Here is a 24,509-nt window from a genome sequence, read left to right on the forward strand (position 1 = left end):
CGACATGCAGACAAAACCCCTTCGGCAGATTCGCCTGACGGATCAGATCGTCGACCATATCCGTACCCATATCGCGACGACCGACCTCAAGCCGGGGGACAGGCTGCCCAGCGAGTCGGAGCTGGCGCGAGAGCTGGGCGTGGGGCGGCCCACTGTTCGGGAGGCGATCAACGCGCTCGCGGGCAGCGGATTGGTGCGCGTCACCACCGGCAAGGCGCCTGTCGTCGGCACGGTGACCGGCGAGCCGGTCAGCAAGCTCGTGTCCCATGGCATGGCGATCGGCCAGATATCGCCGCTTCACACACTGGAGTTCCGACGTTTCCTCGAAGAACGCGCCGCCAGATTGGCCGCGCAGCATCGTACGGACGCCCATGCCGCAGCCCTGGAAACCATTCTCGCCGAGCTCGCGGCCGGAATGGGCGATCTCGAGCGTTTTTCGACCGCCGATGTCGAGTTTCACAAGGTGCTGGCCAGCGCCAGCGGCAACCCGCTCGTCGAGATCGTCATCGACGGCATTGCAGACGCGACGCTCCAGTCGAGCCGGACCGGCCTGCGTTACGTGCTGGATGAGGCCGAATGGACCGAGACCTACAAGGTTCACGAGCGCGTCGCGCTGGCGGTCATCGCGATGAGGCCGGAAGCTGCGGAAAAGGCCATGCGCGATCATTTCGATGAGGCGTCCGAACGGATAAGGCGCGGCGCCGCCCTCTGAGGTCGGAATACTTTCGCGTCAAGCGTTCAGAACGTCCCGTCGGCCAGGGCTCCCGCTTCCAGCGTCGCGGACTGACGCTGCGCCGTTCTCTTGAACAAGTCAGGCCAGACCTAGCCGCAAGCTGGTCATCCGCGGGAGAGGACACAGATTTGCCGCCGCGACGCGTGCCCTCCTGCTTGATTTCATCCTGTAAAGCTGTAAGACAGGCATACAGATTCGTGTCGGCCTGCCAAACGGTCGTCTGAGGCGATCGTCACGCGGAGCCGCGGCCATGACGAGGAGAGCGCGATGAAACTTATCGAGTATTTTGGCGGCGAGGGCGTTGGCGCCGCAAGGAGCGCCATGCCCCTGACGCCGGCCGTTCGCGCGGGCGATTTCGTATTCATCTCGGGCCAGGTGCCGATGGATCCGAACGGCGAGATTCTGGTCGGCAGCGTCGAGGCTCAGACGCGCCTCGTCATGGATCGCATTGCCGTCGCGCTGGAACAGGCGGGCAGCTCCATGAAGGAGATCGTCAAGTCCACGGTGTTCCTCAAGGACGCGCGCGACTTCACGGCCTTCAACAAAATCTATTCGTCCTACTTCGAGCCGGGCAAGCGCCCGGCACGGACATGTGTCCAGAACGACATGATCGTCGACATCAAGGTCGAGATCGAAGTCATCGCTTACAGCCCACGCTGACAGGAAACGCAGGAACTGAACTATGGAAAAGATCTATCGGGACGACTCCGAACTCTTCGCCTTGATGAAGGCGGAGCTCACCACCTGCGTCGTCGGCGACGTGATGGACAAGATGGGCCTGCGCCGGCAATTCCTGCCGCCGGAGGTAAGGCCGCTGAGCCCCGACATGGTTCTGGCCGGGCGGGCGCTGCCGGTGCTCGAGGCCGACTATTATTCCGACTCCAGCGACAGCCGGGGGCCGCTTGCGAAGCGCGGCTTCGGCCTGATGTTCGAGGCGTTGGACGACCTGAAGCCCAATGAAGTCTACATCGCCTCGGGGACAACCGGCGCATACGCGATGTGGGGCGAGCTCATGGCGACACGCGCCCGCATGCTGGGCGCGGCCGGCGCCATCATCAACGGCTTCTCGCGGGACACCAAGGGCGTTCTGGAAATGGGGTTCCCGACCTTCTCCCGCGGCTCCTACGGCCAGGACCAGGGCGTGCGCGGCAAGGTCGTCGATTTCAGGCTCCCCATCGAAGTCGGCGCGGCGCGCGTCGAACCCGGCGCGATTCTGTTCGGCGACATCGACGGCGTGCTGGTCATCCCGCGTGAGGCAGAAGCCGACGTCATTGCCGGCGCGATCGAGAAAGTGCGTGGTGAGAAAAAGGTTGCGGAGGCCATCCGCGCCGGCATGAGCACCGTCGAGGCGTATGCGAAATTCGGGATCATGTGAGGGGCGATGAGACCGCAAACCGTCCATGACGTCGATACGCCCGCGGTCCTGATCGACGTCGATGTCGCGGCCCGCAACATCGCGCGGGCCCAGGCGCATGCCGACGCCATCGGGATCAAGCTGAGGCCCCACATCAAGACGCACAAGCTGCCATTCTTTGCGCGTCAGCAGGTGGCGGCCGGCGCGGTCGGCATCACTTGCCAGAAGGTCGGCGAAGCGGAGGTGATGGCGAATGCCGGGCTGACCGACATCTTCATTCCCTACAACATCCTGGGCCGCTCCAAGCTCGACCGGCTGCACGCCTTGCACATGCGCATGTCGCTCAGTGTGAGCGCCGACAGCGAGACGACGGTCAGGGGCTATGCTGCGGCGTTCACCGATCCGGATCGCCGCCTGAAGGTGCTGGTCGAATGCGATACTGGCGGCGGGCGTGTCGGCGTGCAGTCGCCGGAAGACGCCCTTCGTTTGGCGCAGGTGATTGCGGGCGCGCCGGGCCTGCGGTTCGGGGGACTGATGACGTTTCCCGCGGCGGGCGGCCACGAGGTCGCGGAGGCCTGGCTGCGAAGCGCGCGCGACCTGCTGCTGGCCAATGGCCTCGATTGCGAGACGGTGACGACGGGCGGCACGCCCGACATGTGGCGGCCGGTCGATGCTTCGGTCGTCAGCGAGTATCGTCCGGGCACCTATGTCTACATGGACCGCTACCAGGTCGAGAAGGGCGCCGGGAAGCTGGAGGACTGCGCGGCTTTCGTGCTCGCGACGGTCGTCAGTCGTCCCACCGCGACCCGCGCCATACTGGACGCCGGCTCAAAATCTCTCACCAGCGACTTGCTCGGCCTGCAGGACCACGGCGAGCTGATCGGCGTGCCCGGCGCGCGCATTGTCGGGCTGTCCGAGGAGCATGGCGTCGTTTCGCTTCCCGCCGACAGCCAGCTCGAGGTCGGCGACAAGGTGCGCGTGCTGGTCAACCATATCTGCCCGGTCATCAACCTGTTCGACGAAGTGCATCTGATCTCCGGCGAGGCAGTGGTCGACGTGTTGCCGGTGGCCGCCCGCGGCAAGCTCAGGTAGCGAGGAATTTGCGGCGAAAGGACGAGGCGGCAGCGCACATCGCTCGTGCATCGCCGCTGACGCGCTAAGGTTCCTCCCGAGCCGCAACGCCCTCGTTTTCACTCACAATAGCGACGCAAAAAAAGAAAGCGCCGTGCGTCGGATTGGACGCACGGCGCTTTCACAGTTTGATCGCGCAAGGTGACGATCTTGGAGACCGTCACCTCACCTTATTGGCCTGTTCAGGCGTCCTGCGCGGTGACCTGGGTCTGCTCGCCGAGGCCTTCGATCCCCAGGCGCATGGTCTGGCCCGCGCGCAGATAGAGCGGCGGCTTCTGGCCCATGCCGACGCCGGGAGGCGTGCCGGTGGAGATCACGTCGCCCGGTTGCAGGCTCATGAAGCGGCTGACATAGCTGACGACGTGCGCGACGTCGAAGATCATCGTCTTGGTCGAGCCGTCCTGGTAGCGCTTGCCGTCGACGTCCAGCCACATCTTGAGGTTCTGGGGGTCGGCGACCTCGTCGGCCGTCACCAGCCAGGGGCCGATCGGGCCGAAGGTGTCGGAGCCCTTGCCCTTGTCCCAGGTGCCGCCGCGCTCGATCTGGAACTCGCGTTCCGAGACGTCGTTGACGACGCAATATCCGGCGACATGCGACAGCGCGTCAGCCTCTTCGATGTACTTGCCGCCCTTGCCGATGACCACGCCGAGCTCGACTTCCCAATCGGTCTTGGTGGAGTCGCGCGGGATGAGGACGGTGTCGTTCGGGCCGCAGATGGCGCTGGTCGCCTTCATGAAGACGACCGGCTCGCTCGGGATGGGCATGCCGGATTCGGCGGCGTGGTCGGCGTAGTTCAGGCCGATGCAGATGAACTTGCCAACCTGTCCCACGCAGGGACCGTAGCGGACCTCGCCTTCGACGCGGGGCAGGGAAGCGACGTCCACCGACTTCAGCTTGTCGAGCCCTGCGGGCGTCAGCGCCTCACCGGCAATGTCGCCGACGATGCCGGAGAGATCGCGGATGCTGCCTTCCGCATCCAGAATGCCGGGCTTCTCCTGTCCCGCAACGCCATATCGAACCAGTTTCATCTTACTTCCTATCCTCGTTGGTCAGTAGGTTGTGCGGCCGCCAAAAATCGAAGGCCGCTCCGGTGGTGAAGGTGTTCTCCTCGCTCACGAGCCGGGCGACGATCGCCGCCCGGTTCGAGGAAGCGGCCACGCGGGAAGGCGCGGCCGCACGGATCGACCCTCAGGGTCGATCGGGGTTCATTCCGATGTGTGGCTCAAGCCGCGGTTGCAGAAAGGCCGACGGCCTCGCGCAGCGCAGGGTCGCGAAGATCGACCTCCTTGCCGGCGTAGCTGCGGCCGGCTTCGCTGCACAGGAAGGCGATCACGAGGCCTGGCTCCTTCGGATCGGTGAGGTTTTCGCGCGGGATCTGGCTCACGGGATTGATCCCGGAGGCGCGGATCTGGCCCTGCATGCCGGTGTCAACGACACCAGGCGAAAGACCGATGGAGACAACGCCCGCGGCGCCATATTCCAGATCGATCGACCGGGTGAACATGGCAAGTCCCGCCTTGGTCGAGCAGTAAGCCGACCATCCTTCCATCGGACGGAACGCTGCGCCGCTCGACAGATTCACGATGGTGCCGCCGCCGGCTTCGATCATGGCCGGAATGACAGCGCGCGCGGCGAGATAGGACCCGACGAGATTGATCTCGACGGCGCGCATCCACGCCGCTGGATCGGTGTCGACGATGCGCCCGACCGGATCGATGACTCCGGCATTGTTGACCAGCGCGTCGATACGTCCGAACTTTGCGCGCGTCGCGGCCACCATGGCGTCCACCGAGCTCGCGTCGGCGACGTCGCAGGCAAGCGCCAGAGCCTCGCCTCCCGACGCAACGATGTCATCGGCAAGCGCCTTGGCCGCATCGAGCGAGCGAGCGGTGACGACCACGCGCGCGCCCTGTCGCGCCAGTTCCTGGGATGCGGCGGCGCCGATTCCACGCGCCGCTCCCGTCACCACCACCACCTTGCCGGATAGATCTGGCATCTGAAATCTCCTTTAACCGTCAAGCTTGCCGCTGGACGCCAGTTGCATCATCGCGGCGCGCGTCGTCCGATCGACATTGCGCATATGTTCTTCCATCGCGGCGCCGGTCATGTCCGGGTCGCGTGCCGACAGACCGTCCACGATGGCGGCGTGATCGCGCACGCTCTGGGCGATTACGCCGGGCGTCTCCGACGCGACGCGGCGATATTCCATGCCGAGCGTGTAAAGCGAGTTGGCGATGCGATCGAGGAACGGGTTCCCGCATGCATCCAGGATGATCTGGTGGAACTCCAGGTCCGAAACCCGAAAGCCGGCGGGATTGTTCGCGAGACCTTCCTGGATCGTGACGAGTTCCCGCAGGCGCTTGATCGCCCCGTCGGAGATCAGCCGCGCCGCCATCCGGCCAATCCCGCCGTCGATCAGCACCCGCGCCTGATAGAGGGTCTCGACATTGTTCTCGTTCAGGGGGACGAGGAACTGCAGGGGCGCCAGCATGCCCGACAGTTCGAGCGACGACACATAGCACGTGCCGCTGCGTGTCCACCGGATGGCGCCGAGGATTTGCAGTCCGCGCAAGGCCTCGCGCACGGTCGGTTGGCTAACGGCCAGCATGGCGGCGAGTTCACGCTCGGACGGCAATTGCTCGCCGGGACGGAGATTTCCGGACTGGATCAGTTCCAGAAGGCGGCGGGCGACCTGTTCGGCGACCGACAGACGCTCGTCCGGTTCCTGCTCGACTGAGGTGAAGGCATCCGCTGCCCTGCCCGGGTGTCTCATGTTCGCGCCAATACCAACGGCTGCTGCTTCCCTTTTCCTAGCCGACCGAAAGGTCGCTGACGACCTTTTCATCGACCTCGATGCCAAGCCCGGGACGTGTCGGGGGTCTGGCAAGCCCCTCCTGCATCATGATCGGCTGATCCACCAGCTCCTGCTGGACGACGACCGGGTGCGGTTTGAACTCGAACAGGCGCGCGGCGGGCGAGGCTATCGAAAGATGCAGGCTCGCTGCCGTGGTGATGGCTGTCGACCAGGCATGCGCATTGATCGTCTTGCCATGCTGGCGCAGCAGATCGTCGACACGGCGAAACCCGGTGATGCCCTCGGCGCGCGCGGGATCGACGCCGAAGACATCGACGGCTCCAGTCTCCAGCAGCGTGCGATAGCCGGTGAGGGTGAACTCTCGCTCTCCGCTGGCGATCGGAACGGAAACGGCCGATTTGAGCGCCTGATAGTCCTCGTGGCGCGTCGGATGGAAGGGCTCCTCGATCCAGCCGGCTCCGAGCGCCTCAAGCCGCTTTGCGACGGAAATTCCGGTGTCGAGGTCCCAGTCGATGCCGTTGCCTATGTCGACGAGGATCTCGGCGTCCGCGCCAAGGGTGTCGCGCAGCATGCCGACGAAGCGGACCACCTGCTCAGGGTCTTGCCCGATGGGCGAAAGCCCCTTCTTGCCAAGCCCGAGCTTGACGCTTCGGAAGCCTCTGGCGAAGTAGGATTGCACCTCCTCCACGCATGCGTCCAGCGTCGCCTTGTTGACATGGCAGGACGCGTTGGCGGGCAGGGCGTCATGCGCGGCCCCGCCGAAGAGTTCGAAGAGCGGCTTGCCCGCTTCCTTGCCCTTGATGTCCCAGAGCGACATGTCGACGGCGCTCAGCGCGATGCTGGCGATGCCGCCCTCGCCATACCACCAGGAGTGGGCGCGCATGAGTTCCCATGCACGGGCCACGTCGATATCGCCTGCATCCTTGAGCAGGGGAGCGAAGCCTTCCTCCATGATCGTCCTGGTCGCCTTGCAGGCTTCCGGCCACATGGCGATGCCTTCGCCCCAGCCGACGATGCCGTCCTGCGTTTCGGTGCGCACGAGGATGGTCATGCGGAACGTGCCGAAATCGTTCGCATCCTGGTAGCGCAGTATGTGGCTGGTGATCTTGGCGATGCGCATGGACGACACTTGTGTGCGCCGAGGATTGGCGCCGACCTTTCCGGCCGCATTGGCTGGTTGATCGTTGACTAGCCTGAGGCCCGCTGCTAAGTCAACAAGAGGTCAGACCAATTCAGTGGTAAAGTGATTGCCGCGCCGGGAGGGAGCAGAAGCGCCACGATGACATCGGGGAAGCTGGAAATTGAGCCGCTCGTACGCGAGGGCGCGTCCGAGCGACTGGTCCATCGCCTCCTCGGCATGGTCAAGGCCGGAAACCTGAAGCCCGGGGACAGGCTGCCGGGCGAGCGGGAGCTTGCAGGCCTTTTCAATGTGAGCCGTCCGACGATCCGCGAGGCGGTCAAGGCGCTCATCGTGCTGGGTGTACTCAAGTCGCGGCATGGCGACGGCATCTTCGTGTCTCCGCTCGAGGCAGCGGACTTGCTCGGTCCGATATCCTTCTTTCTGTCGCTGCGCGATGTGGAGATCGAGAGGCTCTATGATGCGCGCGCCCTGATTGAAGGGGAAATCGCTGCGCGGGCGGCCGAGCGCGCGACGGAGGCCGATGCGGATGAACTCGACCAGTTCATCGCGCAGCAGGAAAACGTCTTGGCGGATCCGGTGGCCTATCGCGAGGTCGACACGCGTCTTCACCGCCGGCTGGCCGAGATCGCGGACAATCCTTTCCTGGCGCGTGCGGCGGAGAGCATGAACGTGCTCGGCCTCGAATTCCGCAAGATCGCATCCGAGACCGCCGAGGTCATCGCCGGTTCGGTGAACGACCACAAACGTATCGTAGCCGGGCTGCGTGCTCGCGACGCCAATGCCGCGCGCACGGCGATGCGCGAGCATATGGAGCGCGTGCTGACCACCACCAAGCGGGCCGAGCGCCACCAGGAGACATCATGACGAGGCAGTCGCGCGGCGGGCTCACTCGCCCAGGCATTGACGACATTGTGGCGGGTGGGTTCTCCACCCCATGGGACGCGCCGACCATTCCGCCGTTTCCGTTTCGCTTCCGAAACGTCGAGATGATGACGCTGTTCTACCGCAGCGATCGCAAGGCCATGGAGTTTCTGCTCCCAGAGCCGCTTCAGTGCACCGGCGACATCGTCGCCATACACATCTACCGGATGAACGATACGGACTGGATCGGCCCGTTCGGCGAATCGAACATCATGTTCGGGGCTTCGTTGCCCGGCGGTCCTTCCGGCTCCTATTCTCCCTACTTCTTCCTCAGCACCGAGATCGGCGTCTCTCACGGCCGTGAAATGCATGGTCAGCCCAAGAAGCTGGCCAATGTGTCGCTCGAGTTCCGCGGCGACCTGATCGTCGGAAGCGTCGAGCGCAACGGCATCGATATCATCACGGCGACCTTGCCCTACAAGCAGGTGGCCTGCGATCCGAAAGAGATCGCGGCGCATTTCGACTTCTCGACGAACATCAACCTCAAGGTCATCGACCATATCGATGGCCGGCCGGCGATCCGCCAGCTGACCTCGCGCAAGCTTGCCGACATGACCGTGCACGAATGCTGGACCGGGCCGTGCTCGGTCGAGCTTCGCGCCAACGTTCAGGCCCCGATCTTCCGTCTTCCGGTGCTGGAGCCGCTGCGCGGCTTCTACTGGCGCGCGGACTTCTCCCTCATTCCGGGCCAGATCATCCACGACTACCTCGCCGAAGACGGCAAGGCAGTCTAGCAGAAAGCAGAGTATCCATGTCTGAAGGGGCCGCACGACGCGTCGTCGTGACCGACTATACATTTCCCAATCTCGACCGGGAGCGCTTGGCCGCGGAGAAGCTTGGCGCCTCGTTCGAGGCACATCAATGCCGCACGGCGGCCGAGGTCGCCAGCGCCATAGCGGGCGCCGATGTCGCGGTGGTCCAGTTCGCGCCCTGCGGCGCCGAGGCCATCGCAGGTCTTGCGCCGGGCGCGACCCTGCTGCGCTACGGTATCGGCTACGACAACATTGACGTCGCCGCCGCGGCCGCCAGGTCGATGCCGGTCGGCTACGTGCCTGACTACTGCATCGACGAGGTGGCCGACCACACAGTCGCCCTGATGCTCTCTTCGCTGCGCAAGCTCCCCGGCCTCGATGCGTCCCTTCGCGCGGGTCGCTGGGAAGCGGTCGCGGCCGCGAGGCCGCTCAAGCCCTTCGCCGAAACGGTTGTGGGCTTCCTCGGCTTCGGACAGATCGGCCGGGAGATCTGCCGGCGGCTGAAGCCTTTCGGCTTCCAGTTCATCGTTGCGGATCCGATGCTCGACGACGCCAAGGCGGCGGAGCTGGGCGTTCGTCGCGTGGACGTCGGGACGCTGTTCCGCGAGGCGGACGCGCTGTCGCTCAACGCTCCCGCAACGCCGGAGACGACGGGCATCGTCAATGCCGGAACGCTCAAGACCATGAAGTCCAACGCCGTGATCGTGAACACGGCGAGAGGCAAGCTGGTCAACGAGCCTGACTTGGCTGCGGCGCTGACAGATGGCGTGATTGCCGGAGCGGGGCTCGATGTCTTCGAGACCGAGCCGCTGCCGGCAGACTCGCCGCTCCGCCAGGCTCCCAATCTCATCCTGACGCCGCATGCGGCCTGGTATTCGGAAGCCGCGATCGGCCGCCTGCAGCAGCTCATCGCCGACGATATCGGCGCTGCGCTTTCAGGGGCTCGTCCGCGGCGGCCCGTGCCGGGAAGCGCATAGGAAAAACGCGCCTGTGCAAAGGCAGGCGACGAATTGACAGGCTGGTGGTCAGTCGATAATGGTCTGACCACTTAAGTTGGCTGACAAATAAGAAAGTCGGTTTCAGTGATGCGTTCGGATCGTTTCAAGATCGTAGATGTGCGCGCTTTCGTCGTCGCCGGCGATGATACGGGCGGCGACTACCATCGCCGGGCCGGCGGTCACTGGATCACCGACACGCTGATCTCCAATCCGATGTCCGTCTATCCGGAATATCGCGATAGCCGCACCAAGTGGGGCATCGGCACCCTTGGTTCGGTCGTGGTCGAGATCGAGGCTGCAGACGGCACGGTCGGCGTCGCTACCGGCATGGGTGGCGAGCCGGCCTGCTACCTCATCGAGAAGCATTTCCGTCGCTTCCTGATTGGCGCCGATCCGCGCGACACGGCGCTGCTCTGGGACCAGATGTTCCGCGCCTCGATGTTCTATGGGCGCAAGGGTCTCACCCTGACGGCCATCAGCGCGGTCGATCTGGCGTTGTGGGATCTGCTCGGTCTGCTGCGTGGCGAGCCTGTCTACAAGATGATCGGCGGCGCCGTTCGCCCCGATATGCCGCTCTACTGCACGGGCCCGGAGCCGGCCGTCTATCAGGAGCAGGGTTTCCTCGGCGGAAAGTTCCCGCTGCCCGAAGGACCGGCTGACGGCCCCGCGGGCCTGCGCCGCAACGTCGAGCGCGTGGCGGCGGTGCGCGAAAGCGTCGGGCCCGACTTCCCGATCATGATCGACTGCTACATGTCGCTCGACGTTCCCTATGCGATCGATCTCGCCAACGCGGTTCGTCCCTTCAATGTCTATTGGCTGGAAGAGGTCCTGCACCCCGACGACTTCGACGGGCACAAGGCGCTCAAGGCGGCCTGCCCGTGGGTGCGCTGGACGACCGGCGAGCACGAGTACACGCGCTATGGCTTCCGCAACCTGATCCAGGCGCGCGCCATCGACATCGTTCAGCCGGACGTCATGTGGGCTGGCGGCCTGACTGAGCTGATCAAGATCAGCGCGCTTGCCAATGCCTACGATATTCCCGTGGTGCCGCATGGGTCGGGCGCATACAGCTATCACTTCTGCATCACGCAGCCCCAGGCGCTTTTCTCCGAGTACATCAACATTAGCCCCGACGGGCGCTCGATGCAGCCGGTGTTTGGCGACATGTTCGAAAACGAACGTCTGCCCAGCAGCGGACGTATCGCACTCGATGACGCGCCGGGTTTCGGCCTCGTGCTCAACAGGGACAAGCTGAAACTGGCGCGTCCCTATCCATCAAGCTGAATCTCAACCTATAAAGGGAGGAATCAATGAACTCATCGCTCAATCGTCGCGCGTTCGCGGCGGCCATGCTGGGCACGGTGGCGCTCGCCGCCGGCTTCGGCGTGACCCAGGCCGACGCGCAGTCGCGCACGCTGCGTCTGTCGCACCATCTCGCGCCGGGCCATCTCGTCGACGTCGCCTCGCACCGCTTCGCCGAGCTCGTCGCCGAGCAGAGCAAGGGCGCGATCAAAGTTGAGGTGTTCCCTTCGGGCCAGATCGCGGGCCTGCGCCAGGGCGCTGAAGCCGTGCAGTTCGGCACCGTCGACTTCGTGTGGACCGATTTCGGCACGCTCGCCAACTGGCGTCCGGAGTACGGCTTCGTAAGCCTGCCGTTCCTCTTCCAGGGCGACGATCACTTCGACGCCGTCTTCAACGGCGACGTCGGCCGCGAGCTGCGCGACGACGTGTCCAAGAACCTCAACATCGAGGCACTCGGCTACGGCAATGCGGGTTTTCGCGTGATCGCCACGAGCGGCAAGGCGGTCAAGGAGCCGGCCGACCTGAAGGGCGTGCGCATCCGCGTTCCGGAAGTGCCGATCTTAGTCTCGGCCTTCAAGTCGGTCGGGGCGAACCCGACGCCGATGGCCTGGGGTGAAGTGTACACCGCGCTCCAGACCGGCGTCATCGACGCCGTCGAGAACCCGGCCGAAGGCCTTGCCGTCGGCGGCATGCAGGAGGTCACCAAGTATCTCTCGCGCACCTATCACATCATGACCGACGTCAACCTGTTCGTCAGCAATGACGTGATGTCGAGCTTCACGCCGGAGCTGCAGGAGGCCATCCGCGCTTCCGCCAAGACCGCAGTGGACGAGTTCAACGCCAAGACCCGCGAGGCGGCGGCCGGCTACTGGAAGCAGCTCTCGGAAAAGCTCGAGACGGTGGAAGAGCCGAACCGCGCCGCCTTCCAGGAGGCGATGGCGCCGGTGTGGAAAGAGTTCACGGCGGCCGCCGGTGAGGCGGGCCAGGGCTGGATCGACCGCATCCAGGCCGTGCCGGCAAAGTAGTTGGATGCGCCGGGCCGCGACATGACGCGGCCCGGCGTTTCAATTTCCTACGTCTCATTCTGCTATCTTGGAGTGAACCAGTGACCAATCTTGGCCTGGCAGGCAGGGTGGTGCTCGTCACGGGCGCTGCCAGCGGCATTGGTCGCGCGGTCGCCCAGTGTTTCGCGGAAGCGGGAAGCCGTGTCGCGCTGGCTGACATCAATGCGGCCGGCGTCAGGGAGGCGGCTTCCGCGCTGTCCCCCGATGCGCTGCCGCTTTCGCTAGATCTTGGTAATGAAGCGGACTGCAACGCGGCCGTCGCGCAAACGGTCGCGCGGTTCGGCCGGCTCGACGTGCTGGTCAATGCTGGCGCAATCATCATGCGGCAGCCCCTGGACGCCGTGAGCCCCGACGATATCCAGCGCACGGCTATGGTCAACATGGCCGGTCCGCTCTTCATTGCGCGGGCGGCAGCCGCTGCGATGAAGGCCAACGGCTTTGGCCGCATCGTGCTCTTCTCCAGCCAGGGCGCCCATACCGGCGGCTATGTCGGCTCGACGGTCTATGCGATGTCGAAGGCCGGCGTGCTTGCCCTGACCAAATCCCTGGCCCGCGAATTCGCCCGCGACGGCATCACCGTCAACGCGGTCGCGCCGGGCTTGGTCGACACGCCGATGATCCGTAACGACGTATCGGAAGAGGCGCTGGCGCGGTTCATGGACATGATCCCCATGGGCCGGGTAGCCGCCCCCGAGGAACTCGCCAGGTGTTGCATGTTCCTGGCCAGCGACTGGTCGTCCTACGTGACGGGACACACGCTGGACGTGAACGGCGGCCAATTGATGCGGTGAACCAGACATGCCCACCCTGACCCATCATCCAGAGCTCGGGCGCGCCATCCGCGCCGACGACTGGGAAGGCCTTGCCGTCGGCACCTATACGCGCCTTGTCGACGCGATCGAGAGCAACGACGACACTGCACGCAGCGAACTGGCCGAGTTCTTCCTCGTCGAAGCCAAGGTCATCCACGACATCTACTCCCAGTGGCTGGTCGATACGCGCCGCTATCTCGTCGACAAGGGGATCCCGGCCGATGAGGTCGCCGACGAGGAAGCGCGGATCGTGGCGCTCGCCTATGCGGGCCGTCCGCCCATGATGACTGATTGTGATGCAGCCTGGGACGCGGTCGTGGCCCTGTCGCAGAAGGTGGCGGCTGGCGGCACCGTCGGCGATGCCGAAAACATGAAGGAGCTGTGGCGGCACCTGCACGACGGGCAGGTGGACCACATCTCCGGTCTGTTCGATATCGTGATCCGCCGCTTCGGCGAGGCTGCACTCGGGGAGATGTACGAAGGCTGGGTGATCGGCGACTGGTTCGCCAAAAGGTATCAGCGCTTCGACGTCAGCAAGTTCTCCTGGCAGGACGCTTTCCCGCTGATCGTCTATCTGACGTTCGAATCCATGCATGGTCACCTGGCCGGCCCGGGTCGGTTGGGAGACGTCTCGTTCGAGAGCTTCGACGACCGCGTGGTCTTCACCTTCGCGCCCTGCGGCTCGGGCGGGCGCACCGTCGTCGGCGAACCGCTCGACGGTACGCCGCCCCGGATGGAGGCTCCCTATCGGTTCAAGGTGCTGGAGGAGCCGCATGTGTTCGGCTGGAACACGCCCGGCGTCTGCACCTACTGCGCGCATTGCTGCGTGCTGACCGAAAAACTGCCGATGGAGCATTTTGGCTATCCGATCCGGGTCGTCGATCCGCCGCTCTATCCCAACAACGGCGATGCGGTCTGCCGCTGGACCGTCTACCGCGCCCCGGAACTCGTGCCGGAATCCGTCTACCAGCGTCTCGGCTTCCAGAAACCCGGGCCGGGCATGCCGCTTGGCAGCAAGGGGCGAGTCGAGCGGGAGGCTGCGCTTTCGGGAGAAGGCGCGTGACGGCGTCCAGACCTCGCATCGCCGTCGCAGCCGGCTACATGCCGTTCTTCGACGAGATCATGCCGGCGGGCTATCGGGCCGACCGCGACGCATATGGGCGTAGCGTCGCCGATGTCGCGGACGCGGTCGGCGACGTGACCTATCTCGGTCTCATGCATGACGAGGCGTCGGGGCGGGCAGCCGGCGAGGCCCTGGCCGCCCTCGGCGCGCACGCCATTTTGCTGGCGCCGACGATGGCGACGCCGGCAAACTATCTATGGAGCGTGGTCGAATCCAATCCCGGCGTGCCGGTCGTCATATGGGCAGCCTACGAGACCGGAACGATCGCGCCGACCTACGACATGGTCGAGCTCTGCCGGCACAGCCAGAATGTCGGCGCGCTGATGGTGGGCAACATGCTGGCGCGAGCCGGCAGGCCCTTCGCAGTCGTGGCAGGCGAGCGCGACGACGCGGCGACACGGACCGACCTGCGCGACACGCTGGCTGTCGCGGCGCTGGCCGGACGGCTGAAGCGCAGCAGGATAGGTCGTCTCGGCCGCCCGCTCGACGGCTATGCCAATGTCGACGTTGACGCGGCCGCACTGAAGGCTGCGACGGGCATCGAACTCGTCGAGATCGAGCTCGACGAGTGGAACGAGACGCTGGCTTCCACATCGCCGCACGCGGCAGAAGCGTTGGTTGACAAGCTGCGGCAACACGCGGAGCTTGACGACAGGGGACAGCCGCAGGCCATGCTTGCCGCCGCCCGCATGGCAGCCGCGCTGGAGGAAACGGCGCAGCGTCACGGCCTGTGCGCCGGCGCGATGAACTGCCGGGGCGCGTTCGGCGTGACGAATTCCATCTGTCCGTCGCTCGGTTGTCTTGCCACAACCCATGCCACGAGCATCGGGATTCCGTTCGCTTGCACGGGCGACGTCATCACGGCGATCGCCATGGCGATCGGCAGGACCCTGGGCGGCGCGTCGCTCTATTGCGAACTTGACGCGATCGACACCGGCCGCGATGCATTCCTCTGCGCCAACACGGGCGAGGGCGACTTCGGCTGGTCGAAGGATCGCACGGCTTCGTGCCGGATCTTCACCTCCGGCATGGATTCGGGGCGCTATGCGCCCGGATGCTCCGTGCGCCAGGGCTTGCGGGCCGGACCCGCGACCATGGTCGGCTTTACCCCGCGTGCGGACGCGACGGGCGGATTTGCCTTGATCGCCATGGAGGGCGAGGTGCAAGAGCAGCCCGAGATCGAGCTGTCGGTGTCGTCGGCCTGGTTCCGCGCCGACACCCAGCCGATGCGCAGGGCTTTCGCGCGCTGGGCGGAAGCCGGCGCCACGCATCACGGCTCGCTGTCGCCGGGCCGTCAGGCGAGTCGGCTGGAGCTGCTGGCGCGCTTCCTTGGAATAGGTTTCGAACAGGTTTGACCAGAACGGACAGGGAGGGCATCGACTTGCCGTACGAACATGAAAACCGCTGGATGCTGTCGCAGTCGCTGCCGGTGCGGATGGTCCGCCGGGCTCTCGAAGCCACGGTAGCCATCATCGTATTCAGCTACGCGATGATCATCTGCACGCAGGTGTTCTACCGCTATGCGCTGAATTCGTCTCTCATCTGGTCGGAGGAGCTGGTGCGCTTCGGCCTCTTGTGGGGCGTGATGCTGGGCGGGGCCATTGCAAGCGACCGCTTCGCCCATGTCGCGCTCGACCCGCTGCGCGGCGCGATTTCGGACAACGCCTACCGGATCGTGGCATGGTGCGCAGGCATTCTCGTCATCGTCTTTTGCGCAATCACGGCCTGGTACGGATCGCAATATGCGTTCCGCATCCGGTTCATGTCGTCGCCGGCGTCGCAGATCCCCATGATCTATGTGTATGCGGCCATCCCTGTCGGATGCGTGCTGATGGCATTCTTCACCATCGTCCAGCTGTTTTCGGGCAACTTCGGCGCCAACTCGTCCGACGAGGAACTTCTCGTATGATGATCTTCATTCTCTTTGCGACCTTCGCTGCCTTCCTGGTCGTCGGGCTTCCACTGGCCTTCGCCATGGGACTGTCCGCGATCGCGGCGATCTCCCTGGGCAGCGGCCAGTCGCTGTTCATCGTCCCACAACGCATCTATGCCTCGCTCGACAGCTTCGCATTGCTGGCGGTGCCCCTCTTCATCCTCGCCGGCGAGCTGATGAATTCGGGCGGCATCACCGAGCGCATCGTCCGCTTCTCGCGCTCCGCCATGGGCCACTTCAAGGGTGGATTGGCGCAGGCGAACATTCTGTCGAACATGTTCATGGCGGCGCTTTCGGGCTCGTCGCTCGCCGACCTGTCGGCCATCGGCTCCATGATGATCCCGGCCATGGTCCGGGAAGGCTACAAGAAGGCCTTCGCCGTCGCGGTCACGTCGTGCGCGGCGCTGATGGCGCCGATCATACCGCCCAGCGTGATCGCGGTCATCTACGGCTCGATCACCGGCATCTCGATCGGATCGCTGTTCCTCGCCGGCGCCATCCCCGGCATCATGGCCGGCATCGGCATCATGATCCTGTCCCGCGTCATGGCGGGCAAGAGCGGCGCCAAGGCGATGCCGCGCGAAAGCTGGTCGCAGTTCGGCAAGGCCGGGCTTTCCGCCATGCCGGCCATGGCCGTTCCCGTCATCATCGTGGGCGGCATCCTTTCGGGCATCTTCACGCCGACCGAGGCCGGCGCGGTGGCGGTCGCCTATGCGCTCGTCTTCGGCATAGTGACCCGCAGGCACAACGCCGGCGGCGTCTATTCCCTGCTGATCAGCGCCGGCGTGACGACGTCCAGCGCGCTGCTGACGCTGGCCGGCGCATCGCTCTTCAGCTATGTGCTGGTGGCCAGCGGCTTTGCCCAGGCGACGCTCGATCTGCTTGTTGCGGCCACCGACAATCCATCGATGGCGCTGCTGCTCATCTTCTTCGTGCTGCTCGTGCTCGGCATGTTCGTGGAAACGGTTTCGGCGCTGATCCTGGTCACGCCGATCCTGATCCCGATCGTGGCGCACTACGGCTTCAACGACATCCAGTTCGGCATCTTCACCCTGATGACGCTGGTGCTGGGCGGACTGACGCCTCCGGTCGGCATTCTCGCGATGGTGGCGTGCCGGATCGCCGGGATCGAGTATGGCAAGACCTTCGGCATGCTGACGCCCTTCATCCTGTGGTGGGCCGCCGCGACGCTGCTAGTCGGCTATGTGCCGTTCCTCACGACATGGCTGCCGTCGATGGTGCTCAACTGATGGCGGCGCTGAACGGAACCGTCTCGGTCGTCTTCGGCGCTTCGCAAGGCATCGGCGCCGAGATCGCCAGGGCGTTGGCCCGTGACGGCTCCGCCATCGTCGCGGCCTCACGACGGCTGGATGCGGTGACGGCCGTGGCGGACGCGATCCGCCGCGACGGCGGTCGTGCTGAGGCCGTCGCCTGCGATGTCGCCGATCCACATGCGGTGGACCGGACGATCGAGACCTCGCTCGCGACGTTCGGCCGGCTCGACCATGTCGTCAACAATGCCGGCGTCATCGATCCGATCGCGCCGATCACCGAAACCGAACCGGCGAAATGGGCCCTCGCAGCCCGTGTCAACATCGCCGGGACGTATCACGGCTCCCGCGCCGCGCTGCGCGCCTTTGGCGCGGGCGGACGCGGCGTGATCGTCAATCTTTCCTCCGGCGCTGCGCACAAGCCCCTCGAAGGGTGGTCGGCCTATTGCGCGGCCAAGGCGGCGGCGCTGGCGCTGCTTCGGTGCCTCGCGCTCGAAACCGAGGGCACGGCAGTCCGCGTCTACGGCTTCCAGCCGGGTGCGGTCGATACCGGCATGCTCGACCGCATCAGGGATGCCGGAATGGGCTATGTCGCCGGCTTGTCGCGCGACGACCTGCTGCCGCCGGAACTGCCGGCCCGTGTCGTCGCCTGGCTGATGCGGCCGGAGGCCGCCGATCTCGCCGGCGGCGAACTCTCGATCCGCGACGCCGCGCTGCGCGCCCGCGTCGGCCTGCCCGAACGCCACTATGCGTGAGGGCATCGTGAAGGACGTCGCATCCGGCATCCGACCGATCTGTGCCGTCTTCGACGATCCCAACCTGCCCGATCGGAATGCCGCATGTCGGCGGGCCGACCGGCACGCCGCCTCGCTCCCACCCTTCAACTGACTGGATCAACGTCATGCGCATAACTGATGTCCGGACCCGTGTGCTCGAATGGAACGGTCCGGTCGCCTCGATGCCGCCGAACTTCTGCACGACCGCCAGCGATATCGTCGCCCGCAAGTCGGTCGGCATCGGCGCCTATTCCTTCCTCGGCTGGCTCGTGGTCGAGATCGAGACGGACAGCGGCGTGGTCGGCCTCGGCAACGCGGCATTGTCCCCCCATGTCACCAAGGCGGTCATCGACCATCACCTGAAGCCGATCCTCATGGGCGAGAACGCCTTCGACATCGCCTGGCTCTGGGAGCGCATGTATCGCCAGACGCTGCCTTTCGGCCGCAAGGGTTCGGGCATGGCCGCGATCTCGGCGATCGACCTTGCGCTGTGGGATGCCGTCGGCAAGGCGCTCGGCCAACCTCTCTTCCGGCTGCTCGGCGGCCGTCTGAAGGATCGTATCGAGGTCTATGCCAGCCGCCTCTACGCACAGCCGCTCGATGCGCTCGCCGCCGAAGCGGCCCGCTACAAGGATGCCGGCTTCCGCGCCATGAAGCTGCGCTTCGGCTGGGGGCCGCGCGACGGAGCAGCCGGCATGCGGCGCAACGTCGAGCTCGTGCGCACCGTCCGGGAAACGGTGGGCGATGACGTCGAGGTGATGGCCGACTGCTTCATGGGCTGGACGCTGGAATATGCCAGGCGCATGCTGCCGCTGCTGGCGCCCTACAACCTGAAGTGGATCGAGGAAACGCTCGGCGCCGACGAGATCGACGGCTATGCCGAACTGCGTGCGATGAACATCGTCCCCATCGCCGGCGGCGAGCATGAATTCACGCTGCGCGGCTTCCGCGAGATCGCCGAGCGCCGCGCCATGGATTTCATCCAGTTCGACACGAACCGTGTCGGAGGTCCTACCCAGGCGCAGAAGATCTGTGCGCTTGCCGAGGCGTTCGGGCTATCGGTCGTTCCGCATGCGGGCCAGATGCACAACTACCATGTGGTGATGGCGAACGTCGCGGCGCCCATTGCGGAGTTTTTCCCCAAGGTGCCGGTCGAAGTCGGCAACGAGCTTTTCTGGTACATCTTCGACGGAGAACCCGTCGCCAAGGATGGCTGGATCCAGCTGGACGACGACAAACCGGGCCTTGGTCTGAGCCTGAAGGCGGATCTGCAGGAAAGCTTCGTGATCCACGAATGACGTCCGGCTGCATGCCGCCGGCATGCGCCAGGCAGCGGGGTTGCGGCGCATCGCATCGCCCGCTGATGGTCTTGCGAACCTTCGATGAGGATGCGGCGCGAGCATTGCCGCCGCATCCACTGCTCGATCAGGGTTTTGACGAGTGCGTCAGAAGTTGGTCTGGAACCGCACGATGCCGGCGACTTCGGAGTCGGAGCCCTTGTCGAGATAGGCGATCTCCGGCTTGATATACAGCTTGCTGACCGGCTCGTACTGAAGCCCTGCCAGAACCGAGAAGCGGTCGTCGACATCGGCGCCCATGCCGTCCGCGGCGAACTGCAGGAGGCCCTTGACCTTGGGCGTGAACTGGTAGGTCGAGCCGACCCAGACGCCGTAGTTGCCGATGAACGGTGTGTAGAAGTTTCGGCCCGACGGATCGGATGAATAGACGCCCATGGCGTAGAGCGAAAGATCGTCCGTGGCGTTCAGCTCCAGCTTCAGCTTTGCGGCCCACTCCTCAAGCACGCTGTTGTAGACGACGGCGCTTCTCAGCGCTCCCCAGCTGTCGCTGTATGCAGCCGCCGCCACCACGTGCGGCATGTAGCTGTCGATCGATTGCCTGCCGGCCCCGGTCTCCAGGCCGAGCGCGCCGGAGAAGTTCCCCTTGCCGTAGCTGACGACCATCTGCCCGGTCGTGGTGGGCGCATGGGTAAAGCCGCCGGCATAGATGTGCAGGGCAGTCAGACCCGCGGCCGTTCGAAACAACGTGTCGTTGACGCCGAGCCGGAACTGCAGCCCCGTGCTCGTGGTGGAACCGAGCGTCATATATCCGAATGGAAGCGACGCGGAATTGGGTGATCCGGTGGCCCGCTGGAGCGCATTGTCGAACGCGAAGGTGACCTGGGCAAAGCTCCGCAGCGTTCCCAGTTCGGTTTCCGTGCGGGCGTCCCAGTTGAGGGCGAGCTCGGAGCGCGAATGGTAGGTGCCGGGAACCGCCAGGCCATAGGTCGGGACCTTTCCCGCCGCAATGTCGTACCGGATGTGACCGCCGGCCTTCACGCATGTTTCCGTGCCGGGGATGTAATAGAAACCTGCCCCCCACACATCGCACGCGCGGACGTAGCTCAGCGGTTCCGCATCCAGCGCCGCATCGTCCGCGGCGTGCGCGACCGACGCCAGGACAATGGCCGGCACGGCATGCAGGATCAGGTCTCTAAAATTCATGATCGTCCTCCCAAGCGATGAGTTCTGCAAAGCAAGCGGCGTCGCTTCCGAAAGCCGCTCGGATTCTACTGTTGGATGAATGGTGTTCGGATATAGCGGATTAAAATGCCTTCGCCTGAAAAGGCCAGAAGCATCACAAATCAGGCGTGTCGGCAGGATGAATCAAATGCCCTCCCATGCATTTTCATCATAAATGGGGGAGTTATCCGAATAAGATTCATATTACAATCTCTTTTTGAGGTGGTCGGGCATGGTGTGCGCGGAGCGCCGGGATGCTGCCTCGCGAGTGGAGTTGGACGTCAATCAAGGCGCGGGCAGGCTCAAGGAGCTGGTATCGCCGGGCATTAGGACGAGGGCGATCGCGTTGCGGTGCTTGCCGTTGGGCTGGCGCCTCGGTCCTTTCGCGCGCGGATGCGTTTTGAGGCTGCGAATGGCCGCCCGCGCAGTTCGCGCCGCCCGCGCGGGTCTGTAAGCCCTGCGGATCGCTCTGCTCCGTCTGCCTCCTAGGCAGCGCGGGGCGTCACGCTGTCGGGGTAAAATGCGAAAAACCCCTTGCTATGTGAATGAAGTTCGAATAAGCCTTGATCAGGAAGAGGTTGAACGTCGCCGGATGGCGGCTGCGCCGGGGAGGGCAACGTGGCTCGCATGTAGCCGCATCAATGGTCGAATTCGCTCCTTCGATGGAGAATTCTCGCACTCGCGACGCGCTCGGATGAGCTCTGACGCAGTCCTGAGGCGCGACTGTGCGCCGACCGGAAATTTTTCTGAAAATGAATACAATTCGATAATCGAGAGGATTATCGGTTATTTAGTGTGGGAGGAGCAATGCTGGCGCTATTATCCGACGAGCAGCGGATGTTCGAGGACACGGCCGTTCGGATCGCAAACGATGTGCGCATCACCAACATGGTGGAGTTGCGGGCAGCCGATTCCGACAGCTTCTATGGCAAGCTCGGCGACAACGGTCTGCTGGGGCTTCGCATGCGGTCCGACGGGGCGCCGCTGGGGTCCGGTGTCGAGGTCGCCATTGCGGCGCAGGCGCTTGGGGCCGCGCTGGCCCCGGTTCCCTTCACCGCCTCCGGCGTGCTGGCGCCGGAACTCCTGGTCCTGGCCGGTGCGGACGACGCCCTGATCGAGCAATTGTCGACCGGGGAGCGTCGCTGCGGTCTGCTGCTCGATCGGTCGCTGGTCGATATTGCCGGGCCCGATGCGGCTGACAGCATCGCCTTCGACGTGCAGGGGGCGAGCCATGCCGTCGCCATCGATCGCAGCAAGGGGACGAGACAGGTCGTTCTGGTCGACCTGGCGTCCGGCTTCGAACCGACATCATGCGCGGACCTGACACGCCAGATGCTGCGCCGGACCAGCGGCGAGCTGCGTGTCGAGCCGATCGGCCGACCGGTTTCCGACGAGGATTTCGACCGCTGGCTTGCCCTGGCGCTGGTCACTGTCGCCGCCGACATCGCCGGCGTGCTGCATGGCGCGCACCAGGGCGTCGTCGCCTACACGAAGGAGCGCGTCCAGTACGGCGCCCTGATCGGCTCGTTCCAGGCGGTCCAGCACATCTGCGCGGAAATGCTCGTCGAGGTCGAGGCGATCCGCGACCTCGTATCCCGCGCCGCCTGGTGCGTGGACGCGCTGCCGGCCGCCGAGGCACTTGCCAATGCGCGCACCGCCAAGGCGCTGGCGTCGGCGGCCGCGCGGCCGACGGCTGAAGCGGTGATGCAGGTCTATGGCGGCATCGGCCAGACATGGGAGCATGTCGCCCATATCTGCGCCCGCCGCGTCATGGTCGACGCCGAGCTGTTCGGCGGCGCGGACCATCAACTCGACGCCATCGCAGACCAGCGGCTGGGAGCAAATTGAGATGGACTATCGCGATACGCCGGAAGAAGCGGAGTTCCGCCTGAGCCTCCGCGCCTGGCTCAAGGACAATACGATCGAGGGCTGGCGTGACCTCACCGAGGTGGCGGACGTTCGCAAGCTGCGCAAGGAATGGCATCGCAAGCTCTATGCGGCGGGCTACATGGGGCTGAACTGGCCGGTGGAGTATGGCGGACAGGGCCTGTCGCCCATCTATGACGCCATCCTCAACGACGAAGCCGGCAAGGCCGATACGCCGCCGCTGCCGGGCATGGTGAACTATCTCGGGCGCGCCATCTTCACCTACGGCAGCGAGGAGCAGAAGAAGCGTTTCCTGCCCACCTTGCTCAATGGCGAGATCCAGTGGTGCCAGGGGTTCAGCGAGCCGAGTGCGGGCTCCGATCTGGCCTCGCTGCGCACCCGCGCGGTTCGTGAGGGCGACGAGTACGTCGTCAACGGCCAGAAGATGTGGACGAGCGGTGCGATCCATGCCGACTGGTGCCTGTTGCTGGTGCGCACGGATACGAGCGTGGCCAAGCACAAGGGGATTTCCTGCCTGCTGACGCCGCTCGAGGTTCCGGGCGTCACCGTGCGTCCCATCGTGCTGCACAGCGGCGAGCCGGAGACGGCGGAAGTCTTCTTCGACGACGTCAGGATCCCCGCGGAAAACCGCATCGGCGAAGAAGGCGCCGGCTGGAAGATCGCAATGACGACCGTTTCCTACGAGCGGGGCGCGGCCGACGTCGGGTTCATCTCCAAGCTGCGTCGCACGATCACCGAGCTCGAGGACGCCGCGCGTGAGCGCAATCTCCTTGGCGACCAGGGCATCCGCAGGAAGCTCGCGCGGGCCTATGTGGACTGCGAGGCGCTGAACTGGAACGTCGCGCGCCAGCTGTCGATGCGCATCAGCGGCCGCGCGCCGGGTCCTGAAGGGTCGGTCGGCAAGCTCCTGTGGTCGCGCGCCGCCCAGGGCACCATGCATGCGGCGCTCGACATCTTCGGTGCGGACGCCCTGACCGGCGCGCGGGAAGAGTGGCTGTCCGACTACTTCACCTCGCGTCCGGTGAGCGTCTACGGGGGATCGTCGCAGATCCAGAAGAACATCCTCGCGCGCATGCTGGACATGCCGAAAGGCTGATCCGCCAGCCCAACCATGAAGACACAGGCCGGAAGGCATGACGACGGGCCGCGCGCTGCGCGCGCCCGAACAGAAAGGAACTGCAGAATGCTTCTGAAGGACAGAGTGGCGGTCATCACCGGGGCCGGCATGGGCATCGGCCGCGCGGTTGCGGAAGCCTACGCCCGGGAGGGCGCGAAGGTGGCGATCGTGGAGCGTGACGAAAGCAGCGGCGCTGCGGCGGCCGAGCAACTGAAGGCGGCCGGCCACGAGGCGGCATTCGTCGCGTGCGACGTCGCGGACCGGGAATCGGTCCTTGCGGCCGCACAGACGGTGCGCTCCACGCTGGGTCCGATCGAAATTCTCGTGAACAATGCCGGTATCACGCGGCCGGCGATGCTGCACAAGATGACGGTCGAGCAGTGGAATCAGGTGATCGACGTGCATCTGCACGGCAGCTTCCACTGGCTGCAGGCGGTCGTGGAAGAGATGATCGCCGCGCAGTGGGGCCGCATCATCTTCACCTCGTCGTCCACGGCGCAGAACGGCTCGGTCGGCCAGATCAACTACTCTGCCGCCAAGAGCGCGGTGCTGGGGATGACGCGCACGGCGGCGCGCGAACTCGGCAAGCACAACATCCTGGTCAACGCCGTCGCGCCGTCGGCCCCGACCGACATGACCAAGACGGTCATGGAGGACCCGAAGTTCGCCGAGATGCGCGCCGTGCAGAAGAAGCTGCATCCGCTGCGCCGCAGCCCGGAACTGGAGGAGGTGGCGCGCCCCTACGTGTTCCTCGCCAGCGAAATGTCTTCGTACGTCACCGGCCAGATCGTCTCGATCGACGGCGGCAGCATGCTGGTGCGCTGACGCGTCGGCATCACCGCCAGGACATCAAATCACGG

At 65.1% G+C, this 24,509-nt stretch carries 24 protein-coding genes; 19 read left to right on the plus strand and 5 right to left on the minus strand.

The genetic code is table 11. The annotated features are described in order from the left end of the window. Window positions 1-4 precede the first annotated feature (4 nt). The 4 genes from PD284_RS25315 (at window position 5) to PD284_RS25330 (ending at window position 3,179) form a co-directional block, all read left to right on the plus strand. Window positions 5-712: a FadR/GntR family transcriptional regulator gene (locus tag PD284_RS25315; RefSeq protein WP_274631113.1), complete on the plus strand. Its 708-nt coding sequence runs from the start codon at window positions 5-7 to the stop codon at window positions 710-712. A 288-nt stretch (window positions 713-1,000) separates the two neighbouring features. Beyond that, window positions 1,001-1,393, plus strand: a complete 393-nt coding sequence (locus PD284_RS25320; RefSeq protein ID WP_274631114.1) for a RidA family protein — start codon at window positions 1,001-1,003, stop codon at window positions 1,391-1,393. Between the two features lie 22 nt (window positions 1,394-1,415). Then, the gene (locus PD284_RS25325) at window positions 1,416-2,108 is read left to right on the plus strand and encodes an RraA family protein (protein WP_274631115.1); all 693 of its coding nucleotides are present in this window, start codon (window positions 1,416-1,418) and stop codon (window positions 2,106-2,108) included. A 6-nt stretch (window positions 2,109-2,114) separates the two neighbouring features. Next, window positions 2,115-3,179 (plus strand): D-TA family PLP-dependent enzyme, encoded by a 1,065-nt coding sequence (locus tag PD284_RS25330; protein ID WP_274631116.1) that lies wholly within the window; start codon window positions 2,115-2,117, stop codon window positions 3,177-3,179. A gap of 221 nt (window positions 3,180-3,400) precedes the next feature. On the opposite strand, the gene PD284_RS25335 is transcribed toward PD284_RS25330, so the two are convergent. The 4 genes from PD284_RS25335 to PD284_RS25350 all read right to left on the minus strand — a co-directional run bounded on the left by PD284_RS25335 (window position 3,401) and on the right by PD284_RS25350 (window position 7,153). Then, window positions 3,401-4,246, minus strand: coding sequence for a fumarylacetoacetate hydrolase family protein (locus PD284_RS25335; protein WP_274631117.1), 846 nt, complete (start codon window positions 4,244-4,246; stop codon window positions 3,401-3,403). 194 nt (window positions 4,247-4,440) lie between these two features. Further along, a complete protein-coding gene (locus PD284_RS25340) occupies window positions 4,441-5,214 on the minus strand; it encodes an SDR family NAD(P)-dependent oxidoreductase (RefSeq protein WP_274631118.1) in 774 nt (257 codons plus the stop codon). 12 nt (window positions 5,215-5,226) lie between these two features. Then, window positions 5,227-5,991 carry a FadR/GntR family transcriptional regulator gene (locus tag PD284_RS25345; protein ID WP_274631119.1) on the minus strand — a complete coding sequence of 255 codons (765 nt, stop codon included), beginning with the start codon at window positions 5,989-5,991 and terminating at the stop codon, window positions 5,227-5,229. A gap of 37 nt (window positions 5,992-6,028) precedes the next feature. Beyond that, the gene (locus PD284_RS25350; protein WP_274631120.1) at window positions 6,029-7,153 is read right to left on the minus strand and encodes a mandelate racemase/muconate lactonizing enzyme family protein; all 1,125 of its coding nucleotides are present in this window, start codon (window positions 7,151-7,153) and stop codon (window positions 6,029-6,031) included. Window positions 7,154-7,312: 159 nt separating this feature from the next. Here PD284_RS25350 and PD284_RS25355 point away from each other — a divergent pair, with 159 nt between their 5' ends. From PD284_RS25355 to PD284_RS25410, 12 genes are all read left to right on the plus strand, one after another. Beyond that, window positions 7,313-8,038 carry a FadR/GntR family transcriptional regulator gene (locus tag PD284_RS25355; protein WP_274631121.1) on the plus strand — a complete coding sequence of 242 codons (726 nt, stop codon included), beginning with the start codon at window positions 7,313-7,315 and terminating at the stop codon, window positions 8,036-8,038. After that, on the plus strand, window positions 8,035-8,829 hold the full coding sequence (locus PD284_RS25360) for an acetoacetate decarboxylase family protein (protein ID WP_274631122.1): 795 nt from the start codon (window positions 8,035-8,037) through the stop codon (window positions 8,827-8,829). The genes PD284_RS25355 and PD284_RS25360 overlap by 4 nt, the downstream gene beginning before the upstream one ends. 17 nt (window positions 8,830-8,846) lie before the next feature. After that, window positions 8,847-9,824: a C-terminal binding protein gene (locus PD284_RS25365; protein ID WP_274631123.1), complete on the plus strand. Its 978-nt coding sequence runs from the start codon at window positions 8,847-8,849 to the stop codon at window positions 9,822-9,824. Window positions 9,825-9,932: 108 nt separating this feature from the next. Next, window positions 9,933-11,129, plus strand: a complete 1,197-nt coding sequence (gene rhmD, locus PD284_RS25370; RefSeq protein WP_274631124.1) for an L-rhamnonate dehydratase — start codon at window positions 9,933-9,935, stop codon at window positions 11,127-11,129. Window positions 11,130-11,155: 26 nt separating this feature from the next. Beyond that, window positions 11,156-12,172: a TRAP transporter substrate-binding protein gene (locus PD284_RS25375; protein ID WP_274631125.1), complete on the plus strand. Its 1,017-nt coding sequence runs from the start codon at window positions 11,156-11,158 to the stop codon at window positions 12,170-12,172. Window positions 12,173-12,252: 80 nt separating this feature from the next. Continuing rightward, window positions 12,253-13,002 (plus strand): SDR family NAD(P)-dependent oxidoreductase, encoded by a 750-nt coding sequence (locus PD284_RS25380; RefSeq protein ID WP_274631126.1) that lies wholly within the window; start codon window positions 12,253-12,255, stop codon window positions 13,000-13,002. A 7-nt stretch (window positions 13,003-13,009) separates the two neighbouring features. Next, entirely contained in the window at window positions 13,010-14,086 is a 1,077-nt protein-coding gene (locus PD284_RS25385) for a hypothetical protein (RefSeq protein ID WP_274631127.1), read from the plus strand. Beyond that, window positions 14,083-15,501, plus strand: coding sequence for a hypothetical protein (locus PD284_RS25390; RefSeq protein ID WP_274631128.1), 1,419 nt, complete (start codon window positions 14,083-14,085; stop codon window positions 15,499-15,501). Before PD284_RS25385 ends, PD284_RS25390 begins: the two co-directional genes overlap by 4 nt. Before the next feature lie 26 nt (window positions 15,502-15,527). Next, the gene (locus PD284_RS25395) at window positions 15,528-16,055 is read left to right on the plus strand and encodes a TRAP transporter small permease (protein ID WP_274631129.1); all 528 of its coding nucleotides are present in this window, start codon (window positions 15,528-15,530) and stop codon (window positions 16,053-16,055) included. After that, entirely contained in the window at window positions 16,052-17,329 is a 1,278-nt protein-coding gene (locus tag PD284_RS25400) for a TRAP transporter large permease (protein WP_274631130.1), read from the plus strand. The genes PD284_RS25395 and PD284_RS25400 overlap by 4 nt, the downstream gene beginning before the upstream one ends. Continuing rightward, window positions 17,329-18,105 (plus strand): SDR family NAD(P)-dependent oxidoreductase, encoded by a 777-nt coding sequence (locus tag PD284_RS25405; RefSeq protein WP_274631131.1) that lies wholly within the window; start codon window positions 17,329-17,331, stop codon window positions 18,103-18,105. Before PD284_RS25400 ends, PD284_RS25405 begins: the two co-directional genes overlap by 1 nt. A 146-nt stretch (window positions 18,106-18,251) precedes the next feature. Continuing rightward, the gene (locus tag PD284_RS25410; RefSeq protein ID WP_274631132.1) at window positions 18,252-19,424 is read left to right on the plus strand and encodes an L-rhamnonate dehydratase; all 1,173 of its coding nucleotides are present in this window, start codon (window positions 18,252-18,254) and stop codon (window positions 19,422-19,424) included. A 147-nt stretch (window positions 19,425-19,571) separates the two neighbouring features. Here PD284_RS25410 and PD284_RS25415 read toward each other — a convergent pair whose 3' ends face one another. Continuing rightward, complete coding sequence (locus tag PD284_RS25415; protein WP_274631133.1) at window positions 19,572-20,627, minus strand: porin; 1,056 nt, start codon at window positions 20,625-20,627, stop codon at window positions 19,572-19,574. Between the two features lie 825 nt (window positions 20,628-21,452). Between PD284_RS25415 and PD284_RS25420 the strand changes: the two genes are divergently transcribed. The 3 genes from PD284_RS25420 to PD284_RS25430 all read left to right on the plus strand — a co-directional run bounded on the left by PD284_RS25420 (window position 21,453) and on the right by PD284_RS25430 (window position 24,474). Beyond that, the gene (locus PD284_RS25420) at window positions 21,453-22,493 is read left to right on the plus strand and encodes an acyl-CoA dehydrogenase family protein (protein ID WP_274631134.1); all 1,041 of its coding nucleotides are present in this window, start codon (window positions 21,453-21,455) and stop codon (window positions 22,491-22,493) included. A gap of 1 nt (window position 22,494) precedes the next feature. Next, window positions 22,495-23,628, plus strand: coding sequence for an acyl-CoA dehydrogenase family protein (locus tag PD284_RS25425; protein ID WP_274631135.1), 1,134 nt, complete (start codon window positions 22,495-22,497; stop codon window positions 23,626-23,628). 87 nt (window positions 23,629-23,715) lie between these two features. Continuing rightward, window positions 23,716-24,474 carry an SDR family NAD(P)-dependent oxidoreductase gene (locus tag PD284_RS25430; RefSeq protein ID WP_274631136.1) on the plus strand — a complete coding sequence of 253 codons (759 nt, stop codon included), beginning with the start codon at window positions 23,716-23,718 and terminating at the stop codon, window positions 24,472-24,474. Window positions 24,475-24,509: the final 35 nt, after the last annotated feature.

It is taken from the genome of Mesorhizobium shangrilense (assembly GCF_028826155.1).
Lineage (GTDB): Bacteria > Pseudomonadota > Alphaproteobacteria > Rhizobiales > Rhizobiaceae > Arvimicrobium > Arvimicrobium flavum.

Coding starts and splice junctions, on each gene's coding strand:
- PD284_RS25315 (WP_274631113.1), top strand. CDS start 5: ATGCAGACAAAACCCCTTCGGCAGATTCGCCTGACGGATCAGATCGTC.
- PD284_RS25320 (WP_274631114.1), top strand. CDS start 1,001: ATGAAACTTATCGAGTATTTTGGCGGCGAGGGCGTTGGCGCCGCAAGG.
- PD284_RS25325 (WP_274631115.1), top strand. CDS start 1,416: ATGGAAAAGATCTATCGGGACGACTCCGAACTCTTCGCCTTGATGAAG.
- PD284_RS25330 (WP_274631116.1), top strand. CDS start 2,115: ATGAGACCGCAAACCGTCCATGACGTCGATACGCCCGCGGTCCTGATC.
- PD284_RS25335 (WP_274631117.1), bottom strand. CDS start 4,246: ATGAAACTGGTTCGATATGGCGTTGCGGGACAGGAGAAGCCCGGCATT.
- PD284_RS25340 (WP_274631118.1), bottom strand. CDS start 5,214: ATGCCAGATCTATCCGGCAAGGTGGTGGTGGTGACGGGAGCGGCGCGT.
- PD284_RS25345 (WP_274631119.1), bottom strand. CDS start 5,991: ATGAGACACCCGGGCAGGGCAGCGGATGCCTTCACCTCAGTCGAGCAG.
- PD284_RS25350 (WP_274631120.1), bottom strand. CDS start 7,153: ATGCGCATCGCCAAGATCACCAGCCACATACTGCGCTACCAGGATGCG.
- PD284_RS25355 (WP_274631121.1), top strand. CDS start 7,313: ATGACATCGGGGAAGCTGGAAATTGAGCCGCTCGTACGCGAGGGCGCG.
- PD284_RS25360 (WP_274631122.1), top strand. CDS start 8,035: ATGACGAGGCAGTCGCGCGGCGGGCTCACTCGCCCAGGCATTGACGAC.
- PD284_RS25365 (WP_274631123.1), top strand. CDS start 8,847: ATGTCTGAAGGGGCCGCACGACGCGTCGTCGTGACCGACTATACATTT.
- rhmD (WP_274631124.1), top strand. CDS start 9,933: ATGCGTTCGGATCGTTTCAAGATCGTAGATGTGCGCGCTTTCGTCGTC.
- PD284_RS25375 (WP_274631125.1), top strand. CDS start 11,156: ATGAACTCATCGCTCAATCGTCGCGCGTTCGCGGCGGCCATGCTGGGC.
- PD284_RS25385 (WP_274631127.1), top strand. CDS start 13,010: ATGCCCACCCTGACCCATCATCCAGAGCTCGGGCGCGCCATCCGCGCC.
- PD284_RS25400 (WP_274631130.1), top strand. CDS start 16,052: ATGATGATCTTCATTCTCTTTGCGACCTTCGCTGCCTTCCTGGTCGTC.
- PD284_RS25405 (WP_274631131.1), top strand. CDS start 17,329: ATGGCGGCGCTGAACGGAACCGTCTCGGTCGTCTTCGGCGCTTCGCAA.
- PD284_RS25410 (WP_274631132.1), top strand. CDS start 18,252: ATGCGCATAACTGATGTCCGGACCCGTGTGCTCGAATGGAACGGTCCG.
- PD284_RS25415 (WP_274631133.1), bottom strand. CDS start 20,627: ATGAATTTTAGAGACCTGATCCTGCATGCCGTGCCGGCCATTGTCCTG.
- PD284_RS25420 (WP_274631134.1), top strand. CDS start 21,453: ATGCTGGCGCTATTATCCGACGAGCAGCGGATGTTCGAGGACACGGCC.
- PD284_RS25425 (WP_274631135.1), top strand. CDS start 22,495: ATGGACTATCGCGATACGCCGGAAGAAGCGGAGTTCCGCCTGAGCCTC.
- PD284_RS25430 (WP_274631136.1), top strand. CDS start 23,716: ATGCTTCTGAAGGACAGAGTGGCGGTCATCACCGGGGCCGGCATGGGC.